Annotated in this window: 19 protein-coding genes and 1 other annotated feature (1 of these 20 running past the window's edge); of the genes, 13 read left to right on the forward strand and 6 right to left on the reverse strand. The window is 48.0% G+C overall.

Going from position 1 to position 19,026, the window contains the following annotated elements:
- Positions 1-105 (forward strand) — a binding site (T-box leader); it begins 117 nt to the left of the window's first position.
- A 117-nt stretch (positions 106-222) separates the two neighbouring features.
- Positions 223-1,656 carry a proline--tRNA ligase gene (proS, locus tag HNQ56_RS13980; RefSeq protein ID WP_429147264.1) on the forward strand — a complete coding sequence of 478 codons (1,434 nt, stop codon included), beginning with the start codon at positions 223-225 and terminating at the stop codon, positions 1,654-1,656.
- A 77-nt stretch (positions 1,657-1,733) separates the two neighbouring features.
- On the opposite strand, the gene HNQ56_RS13985 is transcribed toward proS, so the two are convergent.
- The gene (locus HNQ56_RS13985; protein WP_429147267.1) at positions 1,734-2,024 is read right to left on the reverse strand and encodes a hypothetical protein; all 291 of its coding nucleotides are present in this window, start codon (positions 2,022-2,024) and stop codon (positions 1,734-1,736) included.
- A gap of 215 nt (positions 2,025-2,239) precedes the next feature.
- On the opposite strand from HNQ56_RS13985, the gene HNQ56_RS13990 reads away from it, so the two are divergent.
- The 5 genes from HNQ56_RS13990 to HNQ56_RS14010 all read left to right on the forward strand — a co-directional run bounded on the left by HNQ56_RS13990 (position 2,240) and on the right by HNQ56_RS14010 (position 9,841).
- Positions 2,240-3,610 carry a CCA tRNA nucleotidyltransferase gene (locus HNQ56_RS13990; RefSeq protein ID WP_429147269.1) on the forward strand — a complete coding sequence of 457 codons (1,371 nt, stop codon included), beginning with the start codon at positions 2,240-2,242 and terminating at the stop codon, positions 3,608-3,610.
- 172 nt (positions 3,611-3,782) lie between these two features.
- Positions 3,783-4,868 (forward strand): hypothetical protein, encoded by a 1,086-nt coding sequence (locus HNQ56_RS13995; RefSeq protein ID WP_429147272.1) that lies wholly within the window; start codon positions 3,783-3,785, stop codon positions 4,866-4,868.
- A gap of 298 nt (positions 4,869-5,166) precedes the next feature.
- The gene (locus tag HNQ56_RS14000; protein WP_429147275.1) at positions 5,167-6,831 is read left to right on the forward strand and encodes a PEGA domain-containing protein; all 1,665 of its coding nucleotides are present in this window, start codon (positions 5,167-5,169) and stop codon (positions 6,829-6,831) included.
- Positions 6,832-6,991: 160 nt separating this feature from the next.
- Positions 6,992-8,413 (forward strand): hypothetical protein, encoded by a 1,422-nt coding sequence (locus tag HNQ56_RS14005; RefSeq protein ID WP_429147277.1) that lies wholly within the window; start codon positions 6,992-6,994, stop codon positions 8,411-8,413.
- Between the two features lie 78 nt (positions 8,414-8,491).
- Complete coding sequence (locus tag HNQ56_RS14010; protein ID WP_429147280.1) at positions 8,492-9,841, forward strand: glucose-6-phosphate isomerase; 1,350 nt, start codon at positions 8,492-8,494, stop codon at positions 9,839-9,841.
- 450 nt (positions 9,842-10,291) lie between these two features.
- Here the strand turns inward: HNQ56_RS14010 and trhA are convergent, their stop codons facing one another.
- A complete protein-coding gene (gene trhA, locus HNQ56_RS14015; protein WP_429147283.1) occupies positions 10,292-10,960 on the reverse strand; it encodes a PAQR family membrane homeostasis protein TrhA in 669 nt (222 codons plus the stop codon).
- Between the two features lie 431 nt (positions 10,961-11,391).
- On the opposite strand from trhA, the gene HNQ56_RS14020 reads away from it, so the two are divergent.
- Genes HNQ56_RS14020 through HNQ56_RS14045 form a run of 6 tightly spaced genes read left to right on the forward strand, consistent with a single transcriptional unit; the run spans position 11,392 to position 15,039 of the window.
- On the forward strand, positions 11,392-11,589 hold the full coding sequence (locus HNQ56_RS14020; protein WP_429147701.1) for a DUF951 domain-containing protein: 198 nt from the start codon (positions 11,392-11,394) through the stop codon (positions 11,587-11,589).
- A 1-nt stretch (position 11,590) separates the two neighbouring features.
- Positions 11,591-11,839, forward strand: coding sequence for a DUF6171 family protein (locus HNQ56_RS14025; protein ID WP_429147286.1), 249 nt, complete (start codon positions 11,591-11,593; stop codon positions 11,837-11,839).
- A 53-nt stretch (positions 11,840-11,892) separates the two neighbouring features.
- Positions 11,893-12,558, forward strand: a complete 666-nt coding sequence (locus tag HNQ56_RS14030; RefSeq protein ID WP_429147288.1) for an HAD family hydrolase — start codon at positions 11,893-11,895, stop codon at positions 12,556-12,558.
- Positions 12,559-12,563: 5 nt separating this feature from the next.
- Positions 12,564-13,328 (forward strand): exodeoxyribonuclease III, encoded by a 765-nt coding sequence (locus HNQ56_RS14035; protein WP_429147703.1) that lies wholly within the window; start codon positions 12,564-12,566, stop codon positions 13,326-13,328.
- A 3-nt stretch (positions 13,329-13,331) separates the two neighbouring features.
- Positions 13,332-13,940: a cyclase family protein gene (locus HNQ56_RS14040; RefSeq protein WP_429147290.1), complete on the forward strand. Its 609-nt coding sequence runs from the start codon at positions 13,332-13,334 to the stop codon at positions 13,938-13,940.
- Between the two features lie 34 nt (positions 13,941-13,974).
- The gene (locus tag HNQ56_RS14045) at positions 13,975-15,039 is read left to right on the forward strand and encodes an HD-GYP domain-containing protein (protein WP_429147293.1); all 1,065 of its coding nucleotides are present in this window, start codon (positions 13,975-13,977) and stop codon (positions 15,037-15,039) included.
- A gap of 3 nt (positions 15,040-15,042) precedes the next feature.
- Here HNQ56_RS14045 and HNQ56_RS14050 read toward each other — a convergent pair whose 3' ends face one another.
- From HNQ56_RS14050 to HNQ56_RS14065, 4 genes are all read right to left on the reverse strand, one after another.
- Positions 15,043-15,378: a branched-chain amino acid transporter permease gene (locus HNQ56_RS14050; protein WP_429147296.1), complete on the reverse strand. Its 336-nt coding sequence runs from the start codon at positions 15,376-15,378 to the stop codon at positions 15,043-15,045.
- A complete protein-coding gene (locus tag HNQ56_RS14055; RefSeq protein WP_429147298.1) occupies positions 15,375-16,073 on the reverse strand; it encodes an AzlC family ABC transporter permease in 699 nt (232 codons plus the stop codon). Before HNQ56_RS14055 ends, HNQ56_RS14050 begins: the two co-directional genes overlap by 4 nt.
- Before the next feature lie 54 nt (positions 16,074-16,127).
- Complete coding sequence (locus HNQ56_RS14060; protein ID WP_429147301.1) at positions 16,128-16,529, reverse strand: hypothetical protein; 402 nt, start codon at positions 16,527-16,529, stop codon at positions 16,128-16,130.
- Positions 16,530-16,623: 94 nt separating this feature from the next.
- Complete coding sequence (locus HNQ56_RS14065; protein WP_429147304.1) at positions 16,624-17,484, reverse strand: helix-turn-helix domain-containing protein; 861 nt, start codon at positions 17,482-17,484, stop codon at positions 16,624-16,626.
- Positions 17,485-17,714: 230 nt separating this feature from the next.
- Here HNQ56_RS14065 and uxuA point away from each other — a divergent pair, with 230 nt between their 5' ends.
- A complete protein-coding gene (uxuA, locus tag HNQ56_RS14070; protein ID WP_429147307.1) occupies positions 17,715-18,770 on the forward strand; it encodes a mannonate dehydratase in 1,056 nt (351 codons plus the stop codon).
- Positions 18,771-19,026: the final 256 nt, after the last annotated feature.

Here is a 19,026-nt window from a genome sequence, read left to right on the forward strand (position 1 = left end):
CTTTGACTCCCCGAAATGCAACGTATTCCGGCGTTAACGGAGATAAGAGAACTGTCCCCGCGGCAGTTAATTAGGGTGGTACCGCCGAGTCTTTCGGTCCCTTGCGGATAGAAGGGCTTTTTTGTTGTATAAAAACAGGAAAAGCCCATGAGTATTCTTGCTGCCGGTGAATGGAATGCAAGAGGTAAGGAATAGTGAAAACAAGAAAAAGGAGAGAATATTATGGCACAGGATAAGAAGCTGGTTGAGGCCATTACCTCAATGGATGTGGATTTTGCCCAATGGTACACGGATGTTGTAAAAAAAGCGGAGTTGATTGAGTACTCTAGCATAAGAGGCTGTATGATACTTCGCCCTCTCGGCTATGCGATCTGGGAGAACATCCAGAAGCAGCTGGATGCGGATTTTAAAGCAACCGGGGTGGAGAATGTATATATGCCCATGTTTATTCCGGAGAGTCTGTTACAGAAGGAGAAGGATCATGTGGAGGGATTTGCTCCGGAGGTAGCCTGGGTTACCCATGGAGGAGGAGAGGCTCTTCAGGAGAGAATGTGCGTAAGGCCTACTTCGGAGACCCTGTTCTGTGATTTTTATTCCAAGATCATTCAATCTCATCGGGATCTCCCTAAGCTGTATAATCAGTGGTGCTCCGTTGTACGCTGGGAGAAGACCACCAGACCCTTCCTCCGCTCCATGGAATTTCTGTGGCAGGAAGGACATACGGCTCATGCTACGGCAGAAGAGGCGGAGGAAAGAACGATTCAGATGCTCAATGTTTATGCTGATTTTTGCGAAAGAGTTCTTGCGATCCCTATGATTAAGGGGCGGAAATCAGAGAAGGAGAAGTTTGCGGGTGCTCATGCAACCTATACCATCGAGGCTCTGATGCATGACGGCAAGGCTTTGCAGTCGGGAACCAGCCATAATTTCGGCGACGGGTTTGCCCGTGCCTTTGACATTCAATATACGGATAAGAATAACACCCTGCAGTACGTGCACCAGACCTCCTGGGGCGTGTCCACCCGAATTATCGGAGCCATCATTATGGTTCACGGGGATGACAGCGGCTTGGTACTGCCTCCCAGAATTGCACCTACCCAGATTATGATCATACCCATCAGCCAGAATAAGGAGGGTGTCCTGGATAAGGCATACGAGCTGAAGCAGAGGCTGGGCGGCTTCCGGGTTAAGGTGGATGATTCCGACAAGAGTCCCGGATGGAAGTTCAGCGAGCAGGAGATGCGAGGTGTTCCCATCCGTGTGGAGATCGGCCCCAAGGATATAGAAGCCAATCAGGCGGTAATCGTCCGCAGGGATACCAGAGAGAAGACGGTGGTATCTCTGGATGAGATTGAGGCTAAGGCCGGCGAGATCTTAGAGAGAATGCAGTCCGAGATGCTGGAAAGAGCAAGAAAGCACCGTGACACTCATACCTATACCGCCGTCGATATGGAAGAGCTGGAGAAGACGGTTGCAGAAAAGCCCGGCTTTGTCAAGGCAATGTGGTGTGAGGACGAGGCCTGTGAGAAGGAGATCAAGGACCGGACCGGTGCAACCTCCCGTTGTATGCCCTTTGAGCAGGAGCAGATTTCCGAGGTTTGCGTATGCTGCGGAAAGCCTGCTAAGGTAATGGCTTATTGGGGAAAAGCGTACTAGGAAAAGAGATAGGAAGGGCTTTGTGTGCCGTGAGCGAAATTACGCTCCGGCATACAAAGCCCTTATTCTGTCTTTTATTATAAAAGCACCAGATAGCCTATTAAAGCAAGCAGCAGAAAAAGAATGACAGTTGCCGATATCAGCAGGCTTCGCCTGCGGAAATACCGGATGGCCTTCTCCTCATTGAGATAATACCGGTTTTTAATCTGAAGGATGACACCGGTGGTCATAAGGTGATGAAACATCCCATCAGGAGACAGCTCCAATTCTCCCAAAGATTTTGCATTGGATTCACATAATGCATTCATGCTGATGAATCTATTATAAATGTCATTTCGATACCGGTAATGCTTACCTGCCGGATACATATGGCAGTCTCCCCCTCCCCTATGTAAAATTACTTTAAAATTCCAACTCATGTAATTATAGCGTTACCAAGGCAATAATACAACTTAAGAATTTCTTAAAGTCTTCTTAAGAAATGCTTCGCGGACGCCTTATGGGTTTTTCTTGAAATCGTAAAGGGGCTTTGCTATAATCGGTATAGATTTTAATCTGTGAGACGAATGTGAGGAGGGCGCTTATGAGGTTTTGTATTCCCGATAAAGTGAATGAGATCATTAAAGAGCTGAAGGCCCACGGCTACGAGGCCTACGCCGTAGGCGGCTGTGTCAGGGATATGCTACTTGGCAGGGAGCCGGAGGACTGGGATATCACTACCTCAGCAACGCCCTATGAGGTGAAAAAAATATTTCGCAGGACGGTAGATACGGGAATTGCACATGGTACGGTGACGGTATTGCTGGATAAAGAGCATTATGAGGTGACCACCTACCGGCTGGACGGTGAGTATGAGGATAACCGCCATCCCAAACAGGTGGAGTTTACTTCCAGTCTGGCAGAGGATTTAAAGCGAAGGGATTTTACTATCAATGCCATGGCTTATAATGAGGCGGAGGGATTGGTTGATTTATTCGGAGGAAGAGAGGACCTGGAGCGGGGGATCATCCGGTGTGTCGGAAGCGCTGCGGAACGCTTTGGAGAGGACGCCCTCCGAATTCTGCGGGCTGTCCGCTTTTCCGCCCAGCTGGGGTTTGGAATTGAGGAGCATACCCTGCAGGCGGTCACAGATAAGGCGGTAAAGCTGCAAAATATCAGTGCGGAGCGGATTAGGACCGAATTGACCAAGCTTTTATTATCTGATTCGCCGGACCGGCTGCGGCTGCTTTATGAGACGGGAATTACAAGGATCATTCTTCCGGAATTTGACGCCATGATGAAGACGGAGCAGAAGAATATACATCATATCTACAGCGTGGGGGAACATACCATCCATGCGGTCTCGGAGGTAGCGGGAAGCCTTAAGGAGCAGCGTTTTTCTCTTCGGGAGAGAACGATACTGCGCTGGACCATGCTGCTCCACGATGTGGAAAAACCGGGCACGGCCGCCATAGGGAAGGACGGCCAGAGCCATTTCTACGGTCATCAGGAAAAAGGAGCAGTAACGGCCAGAGCCATATTAAGACGTCTTAAGTTTGACAATGATACCATCGATTCCGTGGTGCATCTGATCCGCTGGCATGATTACCATTATGGCCTGACACCGGCAGGAATGCGCAGGGCGGCAGCGCAAATCGGAAAAGAATACATGGAACTGCTGTTTGAGGTGAACCGGGCAGATATCTCCGCCAAAAATCCACAGCATACCGATGAAAAGTTCCGGCGGCTGGCCAAGGGCCGGCAGCTGTATCGGGAAATTATAGAGAGGGAGGAATGTGTCAGCCAGAAGGAGCTGAAGATAAACGGGAAGGATCTGATCGCTCTTGGCATGAAGCCGGGCAGGGAATTGGGGGAGCTGCTGGAATATCTGCTGTCCAGGGTTCTGGAGAGGCCGGAGCTGAACCGGCGGGAGACTCTGCTGGAGCTGGCAAAAGAAAAACAATCAATGCACTGACGTTTTCATACAAAACTTTTCCAAAAGCAATGGTATAAGTTATCATGAATTAGAGAGACACAACATAATATTAGTAAGACGGGTTTATCCCCATGAAGCTTCAAAACTTCATCTTCGGCTGGATCCGTTATACGCATTGCTATGCTATGAAGTTTTGTAAGGAGGATGGGCTGTGGAGGACAGAAGTCAGGAGGCACTGAAAAAATATCGTCTTAAGGTTTACAACATATACCGGGCCAGAGGGGCATTTTTGCTGGAAACGGATTGCGGACTGAAGCTTTTCAAATGCTTTGAGGGCTCCAGAAACCGGGCTATGTTTGAAAACAAGGTAAAGGAGCATCTGCTGCTTCACGGCTATTCCAATACGGACCTCTTTGTTAAAACCATGGAGGAGGATATTGTGTCCGAGGATGGGGGAGGCTGCCAGTATATCATGAAGAACTGGTTCTGGGGGGAAGAATGCAATCTGAAGGAGCTGTCCCAGATTGAGCTGGCTTCCGCGAACCTGGCAAGACTTCATAATATGCTGCAGGAGGTGGATCTTGCCGGAGAGCAGATGGAGCATAATATTGCGCCGGATCTGGCGGAGACCTTCGACAAGCGCAACAGGGAGCTGAAGCGGGTCAGGGCATATATCAGGGAGAAGAAGCAGAAAAACGAATTTGAATTGTTATATCTGAATTATTATGAAGCCTTCTATGAGCAGGGGCTCATGGCGGCAGAACGGCTTTCCAGGTCTGCCTACCGTACTCTGATGGAGAGGGCGGTCAAGGAACGCAGTGTGTGTCACGGTAATTATACCTATCATAATATTATTATGTTGAAAAATAAGGCGGAGGCAATGAACAAGGCACAGATCCCCCCTGGCTGGGTAAACCGGCAGCCGTTGTCCGCTACGGAGCTTGGGGGGCCGGGAAGCCAGATTGCAACCACTAATTTTGAAAAATCCTATATCGGGCTTCAGATCTTTGATCTCTACCAGTTTATTCGGAAGGTGATGGAGAAGAACGACTGGGATATTCTTTACGGAAGCAATATGATTGAAGCCTATGATCAGATCAGGCCCATTAGCCGGGAGGAGCTTCAGGTGCTGTATGTGCTGCTTCTCTATCCGGAGAAGTTCTGGAAGATCACTAATTTCTATTACAACGGAAAGAAATCCTGGATATCCGGGCGGAACACCCAGAAGCTGACCATGATCGGGGAACAGAACGAGAAAAAAGAGATGTTTCTTGAGAAGCTGGAGAGAATCTTGTAAGGGTGCGTGCGCAGGGATTGCAACGGTTGGATGTTGTGGTATAATATCGGTAGGCACTATATCCACGTATATATGCGTGTGGTGCGCCGGAGCGAAGCCAAGTGCGCATAATGACGCATACCATAGGAGCCTGTGACTATGGTATAATGTCGGCAGACATTATACTCACGCATTTATTCGTGTGCGCCGGAGCGGAGCGTAGTGCGCATCCTAGCACGGAGTGCCATACCATAGGAGCTTGCGACTATGGTATAATGTCAGTAAAATAAAGCAGCAGTCATAAGCAGAGGAACAACAAATGAGAGATTGGAAAAAACAACCGGACTATAAATGGGGGAACAGAACACCCTACAGGCTGGATAAACAGCAGGGAGCAAAACCGTCCAAAAAGAAAAGATTTCGGATCAGCGGCAATGTAATTATGAATTTGATCACAGGACTCGGACTTTTGTCTGTCATCCTTCTCATAACCATGTTCTCATCTGCCCCGGCGAATCGAAACAGGAACAAACCGGTGGGAGATGCGAAGCAGCAGGAGCAGGGAGGGGCTTCGGTGCAGCTTGTTGAGGTGCTGGGTGTGGTTACGGATATCAATGAAGAAGCCAAGGAAATCACGCTGTATGACATAGCGAAAAAGGAAAGTACCGTCTACCCTTACAGCGGATCAACAGATATTACGGATAAATACAGCCAAACCATAGCAATCCTGCAGATTCCCGTGGGGACCATGGTGGAGGCGATCCATCCTAAGACAGAGACAAAGCTGACCCAGTTGAAGATATCCACGAAAGCATGGGAATACATAGGAGTGAACAATCTCAGTATTGACCGCAGCAACCGGGTTATGAAGATTGGATCCACCAAATACAAATATACGGATGACTTGATTATTTTGGACGGTGCGGATTTTGTGACAGTATATGATCTGGCGCCGATGGATGAGCTGACGGTGCGGGGCTACGAGGAAACCATCTGGTCTATCACGATTACCAGGGGCCACGGCACGGTCAAGCTGACGGATTACGAGGGCTTTATCGGAGATTATGTCACCATCGGTTATGAAGCCATTCAACAGATTGCCAAGGATATGGTCATCATGGTGAGGGAAGGAAGCTTCAACCTTACCGTGGAGAGTGCAAAATATACGGCAACGAAGAATATTACAGTTCGGCGTAATCAGGAGACGGTGGTGAGCCTTGGGGATCTGGGGCCCAATGGTGCAAAGCAGGGTCTGGTTACCTTCACCATATCTCCCTTTGGAGCTGATCTGTTTGTGGACGGTAAGCTGACAAGCTATGCCGATTCATTGGAAATGAATTACGGAAAGCATGATATTGTAGTGTCCCTGGATGGATATGTCACTTATGAAGGAAGCCTTACGTTAAATACGGCAGGGAAGAATCTGCGCATTGATCTGCCAAGGGAAAGCAGTAACCGGTCGGTCATCGTAACAGAGACGGATACGCCGGGAACCGGTCCCGACGTGGCTTCCAATAGCGGTTCGGGTTCTGGGGCGAATGCCGGCATTGGTAACAATACTGGCATGAATAACAATGCCGGAGGGAATGGTGACACGGGTATGGATAGCAATACCGGCACAGATTCTGAGGAGGATGTGAACTTGGATTCTGGCGAGAGTGATGGCATAGGGGATGATCCTGATATGGAGGGAGATGAAAATCCGGATGCGGATGCCGACGGAGAGGATTCCGGGAACCTGGCGGAAGAGGATTATATAGTGGATAGGAATCACTTGATCTACATACAGAGCCCTCTGGGGGCTTCGGTATATCTCAACGGGGAGTTCCAGGGGATATCACCCATAAGCTTTACAAAGATAATCGGAAACCATGTGGTGACTTTTATTAAGGAGGGCTATGAGACCATAAGTTATTCTGTTGAGGTGGCGAATGACCGCCTGGACACCTATTTCAATATGCCGGACATGGTGAAGAAACAATAAATCTTCCTGCCTGTGGTTTTTCATCGAAACAAAGCAAAATAAATCATAATATAAAAACATAAGTAAAATAATGTAAATCGATTTGTAATCCTCTCTCTTTTCAAAATAGCTGTTGTAAGCTATAATTAATGTTAATATATGGAAAAGAGAGGGGATTTTTATGATTCAATTCTTATTTGAGCAAAATATCATTATTTACGCCTTTGCAGGACTCTGCGGACTGGGATTGCTGGTTCGTCTGATTGTAAACCAGGTGTTTAAGAATCTGGTTAAGGCGTCGGAAAATCCGGCAGAGGCAAAAAATAAGCTGGTAAAGCTTATAAAAATGAGATTTGAGGCGTGCTATAAGGCAAAAATTGGTGTGAATAATGTGGATACATTTGTGGATAAGAATGTATTAAAATATCGATTTTGTGGAATTTTATTATCCACCTGGGACAATTTCGGTGGACAAATTCTTTTCCTTAATCTCTTAACCGTGCCTGTCAGTGTGGTTTTCGGAGTAACCTTCCGTTGTGGACAAGATAAGATATTACTGACTGGATCTGTGGGAATCTTATCAAGTGCAATTTTAATTCTTGTGGATAAAAGCATCAATTTATCAGCGAAGAGGAGAATGCTCCACCTGAACCTTCTGGATTATCTGGATAATTTCTGCAAGATACGATTGGAGCAGGAGACGTTCTATCCGGAGCTGTATGAGCAGATGCGCCGGGAGTATGCCCAGGTAACGGAAGCCAAGAAACAGGTGGGCACATCTGCCGAAAGGACGGAGAGTAAGAAGGAGAGAGCGGAACGCAGGCGGGAGGCAAAGCAAAAGAAGGAAGAGGAGAAGAAGCTTCAGGCTCAGAGGAAAGAAGAGGAGCGCCGGAGACTGGAGGAGGCCCGCAGAGAGGAAGAGAGACGAAGGCAGGAGGAGCGCAGGCAGGCAGCCGCCAAGCGAAGGGAAGAGGAATTGAGGAAGATAGAAGAGGAGCGTAAGGCTCTGGAGGCGCGGCAGGCTGAGCTGAAGAAGCTGTCCATGGAAAGCCAGGGGGATAATCAGGCGGAAGAAACCATGGAGAAGCCAGCTGAAAAGCCGGGTAAGAGATATGCGGGGAAGTCATCCGGCAAAGGGGCAGAGGCAGTGACGGAGAAGAAGCAGTCAGGGAAGGCATCAGGGGTTGAGGAACCGGTGATATCGTCTATGGATAGGGAGCGGTCCATGGAGAAGGAGATATCCATGAAGAAGGAGGTATCCGCAGAGAAGGAGGCCTCTGTGCCAAAAGAGCTTTTCGCAGATGATTCAGCGGAATTTCCGGCAGAAGGCCTTCGGGAAGAGTTGGAGACCAGGGAGAATATTCTACATAGTATGGAACACGATTTAAAGCCCAGCCAGGAAAGAATGGATCTGAATAAAGTGCTGCAGGGGCTGGATGAGATTGCCGCAAGCAAGGAGCGGGACCAGCAGGAGAAGAAGCTTCTGGAAAAGGCAGAGAAGAAAGCAGCCGCGGCTGCCAAAGGAAGCGGAAAGAGCCGGAGCCTGCAGAACAGCCAGGAGGATAAGGTAATAGAAGAGGTTTTAAAAGAATTCTTTGCTTAAATAAATCAGAAAGAAAAATGATTGAATAATCAGGGCGATTTTGTTAGAATAGAAGAAAAAATGAAAGGAAGGTATCCTATGGCTAACAAAGTTACCTTTGACTATTCGGTTGCGAAAAAGTTTGTTGCAGATTCTGAAGTAGATATGATTAAGAATGCCACTGTAGCAGCGAAAGACCAACTTATTAATAAGACAGGCGCGGGCAATGACTATCTGGGATGGATTGATCTCCCCATCAATTATGACAAGGAGGAATTCGCAAGGATTCAGAAGGCTGCGGCAAAGATCCAGCAGGATTCGGAGGTTCTGCTGGTAATCGGTATCGGCGGCTCCTACCTTGGCGCCAGAGCTGCCATTGAAGCTTTGAGACACAGTTTTTATAACAGTGTTTCCAGGGAGATCAGAAAAACACCGGAGATCTATTTCTGCGGAAATAATATCAGCAGCAATTACATGAATCATCTGATCCAGGTCATCGGGGAGAGAGATTTCTCCATCAATATCATTAGTAAATCCGGCACTACAACAGAGCCGGCAATCGCGTTCCGCGTATTTAAAAAGCTTCTGAACGAGAGATACGGCAGACAGGAGGCGGCAAAGAGAATCTATGCCACCACGGACAAAGCCCGGGGAGCTCTGAAGAAGCTGGCTACAGAAGAGGGCTATGAAAGCTTTGTGGTGCCCGATGATGTTGGCGGACGTTATTCCGTGCTTACGGCGGTGGGCCTTCTTCCGATCGCTGTCAGCGGTGCGGATATTGTTCAGCTGATGGAAGGCGCAGCCAGTATGAGAGAGGCTTGTCTCAACCTGCCCTTTGAAGAGAATGATGCTTTAAAATATGCGGCAGTGCGCAATGTTCTGCTTAGAAAAGGCAAGGGAATAGAGATTCTGGTAAATTATGAACCCTCCCTGCACTTTGTTTCCGAGTGGTGGAAGCAGCTCTACGGAGAGAGCGAGGGCAAGGATCAGAAGGGAATCTATCCGGCATCCGTTGATTTTACCACCGATCTGCATTCCATGGGCCAGTTCATCCAGGATGGACAGAGGACCCTGTTTGAAACCGTAATCAATGTGGAGAAATCAGCGACCGAGATTATTCTGGAGGAAGAGGAAGTTGATCTGGACGGCTTGAATTATCTTGCAGGCAAGAGTGTGGATTTTGTTAATAAGAGTGCCATGAAGGGGACGCTTCTGGCGCATACCGACGGCAATGTCCCTAACTTGAGTGTAACCATGCCGGAGCAGAACGAGTTCTATCTGGGCGAGCTGTTCTATTTCTTTGAGTTTGCCTGCGGTGTCAGCGGATACCTTCTGGGAGTGAATCCTTTTGACCAGCCGGGAGTGGAAAGTTATAAGAAGAATATGTTTGCTTTGCTGGGAAAGCCCGGCTTTGAGGCACAGAGAGAAGAGCTGCTGAAGAGACTGTAAGCGGGAAAGCTGGAACGCTCCTATGAATTTGAGCTTCCAGCTTTCTTTTATCGGCCTTATGGAGAACAGTCACAATTCATAATTTGCAGAGTATAATAATGTATAGATGCCGTATCGGTGCCAGAATAGAAGAGGTGAAAAGGATCGCTAGTGGAGGCCAGATAATGACTGATCCGGAACAGTGATGTGGAATGGGGATACATATCTTTGAGAATTCGCAACCGAATCCTTATACCTCATCAAGAGCACGAAGCATTGCTGTTCTGATAACTTACCCGAACATTCGGCTGCTTAACATAGATATGACTGGGCTGCCTGCCGCATTTCTTTCCTGATATAGGGAGGGAATGCGGCAGGCAGCCCGGTTTTTTGCCTGTATGTCCGATTGTAGTGTACCAAGCCTCTGCGAAATACCCGGCAAGTCTAACGGCATAAGGTTGAGGGGTTCGGTTAAGGCATAACGGCGATATAGTTGTACATCAGGATGAAGTGGCAGATGCTTCCGCCCATAACAAAGAGATGGAAGATCTCATGGGAGCCGAAGTATTTATGCCGGTTGTTGAAGATGGGAAGCTTCAGGGCGTAGATGATCCCACCGACGGTATAAATAATTCCGCCGGCCAGCAGCCATACAAAAGCAGCGACAGGCAGAGCGTTAATAATCTGGGTAAAGGCAAGCACACAGGTCCAGCCCATGGCAATATATATCACAGAAGAGAACCATTTGGGACAATGCACCCAGAAGCCGGTTACAATAATCCCGATGAGAGCAATACTCCAGATCAGTACGAGCATAGCCAGACCGGTGCGGCCTCCCAGTGCAATGAGACAGATGGGAGTATAGGTTCCTGCAATCAGAACATAAATCATCATGTGATCAAATTTCTTGAGCCGGACATGGATCTTTGCAGTCTTTCCAAAGGTATGGTACACTGTACTTGCAACATACAGCAGGATCATGCTGAGTACAAAGATACCAAGGGAAAGAAGATGGATCGGGCCGGGATGGTGTGCCGCTTTGATAAGAAGCGGAGTTGCAGCAAAGGCAGTCATCAGAGTGCCGATCAGATGGGTAATGGCGCTGCCGGGATCTTTTGCTTTTACTTTTTTGACGGTCATAAAATCAACTCCTTGTAATTAATTATGTTGTGGTTATTAGTATTGTCAAATTCAACAGTATAAATGCATGACATAGAATTGCTGATTTGGCATGTAGTTATAAAAACTACGTAATCTATGTTTACATACTACAACAACGCATTGTAAAATGCAAGAAAAAATTTTGTTTTTATTAATTAATGTATTATGATATAATGAATGCGTAGTGAACATGATACGAGCTTGCTCGTAATCATGTGATCGGAGCCGGAGATCATGAACATGTTCTTTGTTCATGATATAATGGAAGCGGAAATGTAAGTCTGCTTGCAATTTTTGCTTGGAGCAAACAACGCCGGGCTGCGAGCTGCTTGTCTTATGTCAGCCGGATCATGAACCTGGTTGCCAATAACAGAAGGAGCGTGTCTCCGGTGGAAAGGCTGGGGTGTATTATGGATTTAAATCTCGGGGATATTGTAAGGTTGAAAAAACCGCATCCCTGCGGAAGTTTTGAATGGGAGATTCTCCGGGTGGGGATGGATTTTCGTTTGAAATGTCTGGGCTGCGGGCATCAGGTAATGCTGCCGCGCAAGCTGGTTGAAAAGAATATGAAACAGGTAAGGAAACCGACGGCTGATGGAACAGAATGAAATGAGAAGATGTAAGCGCTGTCTTCTGCAGGATATCGCACCGGAGGAATATCTGGAGCATATGAAAATTTATCTGAACGGGCTGAACGAGGATACGAAAGCGGAGGAGCCTCTCTATCTTGAGCGGCTGTCCAGATGCCGGGAATGTGAGAATCTGAGAGAGGGAATCTGCCGAATCTGCGGCTGCTTTGTGGAATTTCGGGCAGCGGTAAAAAGCAAGGCCTGTCCGGCAATTCATCCCCTATGGTAAAGAAAAGAACGGATACGGCAAGACTGTGATCCGGCGATATTTTGGAGGTACAGATGAAATATGTATTACTGGATCTGGATGGAACGATCACAGATCCCGGAGTTGGAATTACGAAGTCGGTTCAATGTGCTCTAAGATCAAAGGGAATATTTGTCCGGGAGCTGGAAAGCCTTTACCGGCATATTGGGCCGCCTCTTAAGACCTCTTTTATGGAGTTTTATAATTTTAACGAGGAGGAAGCAGAGGAACTGGTGTCGAAGTACCGGGAGTATTTTAAGGATACCGGTATCTATGAGAATCAGGTATACGAAGGGATGGAGGAGCTTTTGAAAAAGCTGCGGGCCGCAGGGAAGAAGCTGATTACCGCGACCTCCAAGCCTGAGGTTTTTGCAAAAAAGATACTGGAGCACTTTCATCTGGAGCGATACTTTGATGATATCTGCGGTGCTACCCTGGATGAAAGCCGTATTGCCAAGGCGGACGTAATCCGCTATGCTCTGGCGAAGAACGGAATTGAGAACCTCTCCCAGGTAGTGATGGTGGGAGACCGGGAGCATGATGTGGAAGGAGCCCGGAAGGTTGGAATTGCTGCCATCGGAGTGCTCTATGGCTATGGAAGCAGACAGGAGCTGGAGCAGGCCGGAGCAATGCGGCTGGCAGGAACGGTGGAAGAGCTGTATGATGTGATTATGGATATGGAATGTTCAGAAAGGAACTAAGGATTATGAAGCTGGTATCATGGAATGTCAATGGATTACGATCCTGTATTGGGAAAGGCTTTGAGGAGTTTTTTAAACAGGCAGATGCAGATATGTTCTGCCTTCAGGAGACGAAGCTGCAGCCGGAGCAGGTAGAAGTGGCTTTTGAGGGCTATCATCAGTATTTTAACTCGGCAGTGAAAAAAGGATATTCAGGAACTGCCCTTTTTTCAAAGAAGAAACCCATCGGTGTGACCTTTGACATGGGGATTGAAAAGCATGACGCGGAAGGCAGGATTATTACTGCGGAATATGAGGATTTTTATCTGGTCACCGTATATACGCCCAATTCCCAGAGGGAGCTGGCCAGACTGGATTACCGGATGGAATGGGAAGAGGATTTCAGGGAGTTCCTGCTTGCTCTGGATCAGAAGAAGCCGGTGGTGGTCTGCGGAGATATGAACGTGGCACATAAGGAAATCGACTTGAAGAATCCGAAGTCGAATAAAAGGAATGCAGGCTTTACCATTGAGGAACGGGATAAGATGACGGCGCTGCTGGACAGCGGCTTCCTTGATACCTTCCGCTATAAATATCCGGACGCGGCGGATGCCTACACCTGGTGGTCCTATATGTTTCATGCCAGAGAGAAGAATGTGGGTTGGCGTATTGACTATTTTCTGGCGTCGGAGCGTCTGAAGGACCGGATTGAAGACAGCCTGATCTTCAAGGATACCATGGGCAGCGATCATTGTCCCGTGGGGCTTGTTTTGAAAGATGGAAAGGAATAGAGAATGAAGCTTTATGATATCACGCAGGAGCTGTTTCATGGGAAGGTATATCCCGGAGATCTGGCACCCTCCTATGACAGAGTATCGGATATGACCAGGGGGGCTTCCTATAATCTGACGAATTTGTCCATGGGAGCCCATAATGCCACTCATATTGATGCTCCCTTTCATTTCTATAAGGATGGGAAGACCATGGAGCAGCTTGAGCTGACCCGCTGCATCGGACCTTGTTCGGTAATCGAGTTAAGGAGCAGGGAAGAGGCGGAATGGGAGCAGAAGCTGCTGACCAGCCAAAAGAGGCTGCTGATCAAGGGCAATACCGAGATCACCCCGGGGATGGCAAGACTGCTGAATGAATATGGAATTCTTCTGGTTGGTGTGGAGACTCAGAGTGTGGGCTCAGAGGACGACACCATGCCGGTGCATCTGGAGCTGTTGGGGCAGGAAGTAGTGCTGCTGGAGGGTATCTGCCTGGAAGGGGTTGCTCCGGGAGATTATTTTCTCTTTGCCCCGCCGCTGAAGCTGGGAGGATGTGAAGGAGCGCCCTGCAGGGCGATATTGATGGAGATGGGGCACCGAGAGACCGGAACCGGACCGGATTGGGGAGCATAGTTTCGAACTACAAAAGAATGGAAGGTGGAGTGCAATGGAAGCGATAAGAATAAGAACGGATCAGGCTGAAGCTGGGATGAAGGCGGCTTCGGACGTGTATAACCCCCAGGGGCAGCTGATAATTCCGAAGGGAACCGTGTTGGACGGACGAACAATTAACCGGCTGCGGTATTATCATATTTATGGGCTTGTGGTTTATCCCAATGAAGTAACAGTAGAGCCGGTATCTTATATGGAAATGCTTCGCAGTACACCGGAATTTAAGAAATTCAACCGTACTTATGTAGGCTCCATTCAGAATGTGGAGAATAACTTTGGCGGCCTTCTGGAGGGCGGTCAGGAATTTGATCCCGGTAAGCTGCTGGCAGAGACAGAGCGTATCTTGTCAGAGGGAAGAAACGGGGCCCATATTCTGGAGATGCTCCACGGCATTCGCAATTATGATGATTTAACCTATGTACATGGTCTGAATGTGTCTCTGATCTGCAATGTCTTCGGCAACTGGCTGAAGCTTCCCAAGGAAGACATCCGGATTCTGACCATTGCCGGCCTGCTGCATGACATCGGCAAGATGCTGATACCCTCGGAGATCATATCAAAGGCGGGTAAGCTGACACCGGAAGAATATAAGATTGTCAAGACTCATGCCATGAAGGGCTTTCAGGTACTGAAGGATTTCCCTGTGGACATGAGGGTAAAATATGCGGCTCTGATGCATCATGAGAGATGTGACGGAAGCGGCTATCCCAACGGCTTTGTGGCGGAGCAAATCGATGAATTTGCAAAAATTATTGCAATTGCCGATGTCTACGATGCCATGACCTCAAGCCGCCGCTACCGCAATGCCATCAGTCCCTTTGATGTAATTGAGGAATTTGAGAAGGATGGCTTCCTGAAATTTGATCCGGGATACCTGATGGTCTTCCTGGAGAGGATGGTAGAGTCCTACATCCACAATATGGTACGTCTCAGTGATGGGCGGGAAGGCGAGGTTATCATGATTAACCGTCTCTCCCTGTCCCGTCCGGTGGTAAAGGTGGGAGAGGTTTATGTGGATTTATCCAAGGAGAGAAAGCTCTCCATCAAAGAAGTAATTTAAGGTCTATACGAATACATATTGAACCAGTACCATGTAGATAAGAGCACCCCCTCCGATGCTGAGCAGGGTGTTCTTTTTCCATAAGTGCAGCAGGACAATGGCCAGAATACTGATGGCCTCCGGGAGCGCATAGGGAGACTTGAGGAGGGAGATATCCTTAAGGCAGTAGATTACCAGCATTCCGATGATGGTAAAGGGAAGGATATCCGCCAGATATTTCATATATTTTGGGATGGGTTTATTCTCGGGGAACAGAAGAAAGGGCAGGGCCCGGGTAAGCAAGGTTCCCAGGGATACAATTATAAAAAAGATGATTAACTGCGGTGTGGTATAGTTCATTGCTTCCTCTCCTGTTCCATAGGTTTCTTCAGAATTGTGACGCATAGCAGGATGCAGATCATCGATGGAATAATAAAATCCGAGGCTCCGAACAGAAGCCGGCACACTATGGCGCTGAGAATGCCGATGAGGGCGGGCAGGTGGTTGGAGGTCTGCCTCCATTGATTGATCAGGATCACGACAAAGAGTGCGGTCAGCACAAAATCAATTCCCCTGGTATTAATGGTCAGCAGGCTTCCCAGGACACCGCCCAGGATGGAGCCGAGGACCCAGTAGATGTGATCCAGAAGGGATACGAACAGATAAAACCATCGCTTCTCCACTCCCTCCGGGATATTGGCGGAGCACAGGATAGAAAAGCTCTCATCCGTCAGGGAGAAGATGAGATAGGGCTTCATTCTGCCGGTTCCCCGGTAGGCGTTGAGCATGGAGATGCCATAGAAGATATGTCTTGCATTGACGGCGATGGTCATCAGAAAAGCGCCGAGAGGATCGAAACCGACAGCCAGAAGGGCAACGGTCACAAACTGCATGGAACCGGCATAGACAAAGACACTGGCCAGAACGATCCAAAAGAGGGAGAAGCCCTTGTCATTCATGAGAATGCCGTAGGCTGTTCCAAGGACAAGGTATCCGGTAAGAACAGGGATGGTATGCGGAAAAGCAGCCTTAAGGGCTGCTGAGTGCTGCTTCATAATGTATGCTCCTTAGACGTGTAAAGTAGCGGCCAGGCGGTAATGGCGGCCTCATTATCTTTTTGAGCTTCCGGCATAAACGGGCGTAAAGTCTTCGCTGTCGGCGCAGACAAAGCCGGAGAATTCAGCGGTAAGCTGCTCAAAATACGGGATAGTCAGGGACAGATCCGCCTCGCACAGGGTGATGGCAAAAATGGTTTGTATCCCTCTGTTCTTCACAAAAGCGGCGTCGGAGGGGCTCTGAAAATCAACCTCCATAGCCTCCAGGTCCACTGAATTGCCGTTTGGAAGAACAAGCTCCATCACATCCATGTCAGTCCATAGCTCTACCGTCAGGCCTTTGGTATTGTGAAAAAGTCTGCCGATATCAGCCGCCGATACCTTGGCCGGCGTCATGTAAAATAAATCAATGAATTGCTTTGGTGGTTCCTTAGTGGAATTCTTCTTATTTGCCATAAAAGACCTCTCTGATATTTATTTCATAATCCTGCTTGTTGTGCACTTACGCTTCATTATATTATAATAAATCGAAAATGGCAAGAAAGCGGAGTTATTTTCTCATGGCCTCGTAGAATTGCCTTGGGGTCATGCCGTATTCATTTTTGAAAGCGCGAAAAAAGTTGGAATAATCGCCGAAGCCGCACCGCTCACAGACCTGGATTATGGGAAGGCCCTTAAGGATCAATTCTTTGGCGGCGATCAGCTTCTTCTGAAGAATGTAGCGGTGAAGCGTGGTGCCGGTATGTTTTTTGAATTCCCTGGAGAGATGGAATTTGCTCAGGTAGGAATGTTTGGCCAGAGTATCCAGGGCTATCTCCTCCTCAAGATGGGAGTTGATATACTCAAGGATGCTGTCGATCAAGCGGCTCTTTTTAACATCCACATCAAACAGAACCTGATCATTGAAGGTCAGATTATTCAGATATACCATCAGCTCGGTGATATAGGCCCGGTACAGGAGGGATCTGCCGATTCCCCGGAAATGCTCCAGAGAAATCAGCTTATTCATCAGCGCCCGGATGCTTTGCTGCCACTCCACATTGACCCGGAGCACGTTTTTTCTTCCGGGATTTTCAAAGCACCGGGTGAGATCTGTATTGTCGGCTGACAGATGGCGTAAAAAGGCTGGGCTGATCCAGAGCACAAACCGTTCATAAGCCGTTTCCCTGGAATTGACGTATGCCTGGTGCAATTCCCTGGAATTGATCAGAATGATATCCCCGGGCTTAAGGGAATAGGCTTTGCCTTCGATCAAATAGGTGACATCCCCGGACAGGAAGAGGTAGCATTCGTAGAAATCGTGATGGTGGAGGCTTACTCCGGTCAGATCGGTATTAGAATAATGAAATATCTCATAATCCCGGGGCAGCATGTACTGACGGGTCAGATATTCATGTGTTTTTTCGTTCATAGACGCTCCTTTTAAACTAAGCAATTTTTGCAAGTCTATAAGCAAGAATAACATAGAATTTAAGGAATTGTCCAGATATAATGAAAGAAATATGTTACAATGCACGCATATTTGCTGTATTGCGACGGGAAATCTTGGTAAGATTGGTTTGGAGTTGCAAAACGTGCTCCGCGGAAGACGAATTAGTGAAGAATAGGGAAAAGATGAAATTGGAAAGGAGCGATTATACGATGAAGCTTTCGTTCAGATGGTACGGAGAAGAGGATGCGGTTAAGCTGGAATATATCAGGCAGATTCCCAGTATGCACAGTATTGTTACGGCGGTGTATGATGTGCCGGTAGGTGAGGTTTGGAGCAGGGAGAGTATCCGTAAGCTAAAAAAGGCGGTAGAGGAAGCGGGACTGCATTTTGAAGTAATTGAAAGTGTGCCGGTGCATGAGGATATTAAGCTGGGGCTTCCGGCAAGGGAGAGGTATATTGAGAATTACAAGGAGAATATCCGCAGGCTGGCTGAGGCAGGGATCCGGGTGATCTGTTATAATTTTATGCCTGTGTTTGACTGGACCAGAACCCAGCTGGACAAGGTGCTGGAGGATGGCTCTACAGCGCTGGTATATTACAGGGAGCAGTTGGAGAGGATGGACCCGCTGACAGGGGAGCTCTCCCTGCCGGGCTGGGATGCCAGCTATACCAAGGAAGGTCTGGCTCAGGTCTTTGCCCAGTATAAGAACGTGGGCGAGGAAGAACTGTGGGCCAATCTGGAGTATTTCCTGAAGCAGATTATTCCGGTGGCGGAGGAATGTGACGTGAAGATGGCAATTCATCCCGACGATCCGCCCTACAGCATCTTCGGACTTCCTCGAATCATTACGAAGGAAGAGAATCTGGATCGTTTCCTGAAGCTGGCGGATAATAAATACAACGGGCTTACCTTCTGCACAGGCTCTCTGGGTTCGGCGGATTTCAACCATATCGTGAGCATGGTGGATAAATACAGCGCCCAGGGCAGAATCCATTTCATGCATATGCGCAATGTGAAGCTGCTGGAGGATGGAAGCTTTGAGGAGAGTGCTCATTATTCCCCCTGCGGTTCCATGGATATGGTGGAAATTATGAAGGTTCTCCATAAGAACGGTTTCGACGGTTACGTGCGCCCCGATCACGGAAGAATGATCTGGGGTGAGACGGGGAGGCCGGGATACGGCTTATATGACCGGGCACTTGGAGCCATGTATCTTACGGGAATATGGGAGACACTGGAGAAGAGCGGAAAGAAGGAAGGATAGACCTGTTTTGGCAAGGAAGTAGGAACATGAAGAATAGTATATTGAAATCACTTCTTTGGGATATTAACTGGCGCTGAGGTGATTGACACACGGAGCAAAATGTATTATGATAACAACTGTTGTATAAGAAAAAACCATCTCTTTGCCACCGGGTAAAGAGTACAGGGTGTTCTGAAATATTCCGTCAGGTCTTAGAAGGGATATGGAAGGGACACCCTTTTTATTGTATAGGAAGGGCCGTAAGCGGACCCGTTAT

The sequence above is a fragment of the Anaerotaenia torta genome (assembly GCF_050433395.1).
GTDB classification, from domain to species: domain Bacteria; phylum Bacillota; class Clostridia; order Lachnospirales; family Lachnospiraceae; genus Mobilitalea; species Mobilitalea torta.

What these genes read in the sequence shown, in the direction of transcription:
- proS (WP_429147264.1), top strand. Translation starts at nt 223, where the DNA reads ATGGCACAGGATAAGAAGCTGGTTGAGGCCATTACCTCAATGGATGTG.
- HNQ56_RS13985 (WP_429147267.1), bottom strand. Translation starts at nt 2,024, where the DNA reads ATGTATCCGGCAGGTAAGCATTACCGGTATCGAAATGACATTTATAAT.
- HNQ56_RS13990 (WP_429147269.1), top strand. Translation starts at nt 2,240, where the DNA reads ATGAGGTTTTGTATTCCCGATAAAGTGAATGAGATCATTAAAGAGCTG.
- HNQ56_RS14000 (WP_429147275.1), top strand. Translation starts at nt 5,167, where the DNA reads ATGAGAGATTGGAAAAAACAACCGGACTATAAATGGGGGAACAGAACA.
- HNQ56_RS14005 (WP_429147277.1), top strand. Translation starts at nt 6,992, where the DNA reads ATGATTCAATTCTTATTTGAGCAAAATATCATTATTTACGCCTTTGCA.
- HNQ56_RS14010 (WP_429147280.1), top strand. Translation starts at nt 8,492, where the DNA reads ATGGCTAACAAAGTTACCTTTGACTATTCGGTTGCGAAAAAGTTTGTT.
- trhA (WP_429147283.1), bottom strand. Translation starts at nt 10,960, where the DNA reads ATGACCGTCAAAAAAGTAAAAGCAAAAGATCCCGGCAGCGCCATTACC.
- HNQ56_RS14020 (WP_429147701.1), top strand. Translation starts at nt 11,392, where the DNA reads ATGGATTTAAATCTCGGGGATATTGTAAGGTTGAAAAAACCGCATCCC.
- HNQ56_RS14025 (WP_429147286.1), top strand. Translation starts at nt 11,591, where the DNA reads ATGAGAAGATGTAAGCGCTGTCTTCTGCAGGATATCGCACCGGAGGAA.
- HNQ56_RS14030 (WP_429147288.1), top strand. Translation starts at nt 11,893, where the DNA reads ATGAAATATGTATTACTGGATCTGGATGGAACGATCACAGATCCCGGA.
- HNQ56_RS14035 (WP_429147703.1), top strand. Translation starts at nt 12,564, where the DNA reads ATGAAGCTGGTATCATGGAATGTCAATGGATTACGATCCTGTATTGGG.
- HNQ56_RS14040 (WP_429147290.1), top strand. Translation starts at nt 13,332, where the DNA reads ATGAAGCTTTATGATATCACGCAGGAGCTGTTTCATGGGAAGGTATAT.
- HNQ56_RS14045 (WP_429147293.1), top strand. Translation starts at nt 13,975, where the DNA reads ATGGAAGCGATAAGAATAAGAACGGATCAGGCTGAAGCTGGGATGAAG.
- HNQ56_RS14050 (WP_429147296.1), bottom strand. Translation starts at nt 15,378, where the DNA reads ATGAACTATACCACACCGCAGTTAATCATCTTTTTTATAATTGTATCC.
- HNQ56_RS14055 (WP_429147298.1), bottom strand. Translation starts at nt 16,073, where the DNA reads ATGAAGCAGCACTCAGCAGCCCTTAAGGCTGCTTTTCCGCATACCATC.
- HNQ56_RS14060 (WP_429147301.1), bottom strand. Translation starts at nt 16,529, where the DNA reads ATGGCAAATAAGAAGAATTCCACTAAGGAACCACCAAAGCAATTCATT.
- HNQ56_RS14065 (WP_429147304.1), bottom strand. Translation starts at nt 17,484, where the DNA reads ATGAACGAAAAAACACATGAATATCTGACCCGTCAGTACATGCTGCCC.
- uxuA (WP_429147307.1), top strand. Translation starts at nt 17,715, where the DNA reads ATGAAGCTTTCGTTCAGATGGTACGGAGAAGAGGATGCGGTTAAGCTG.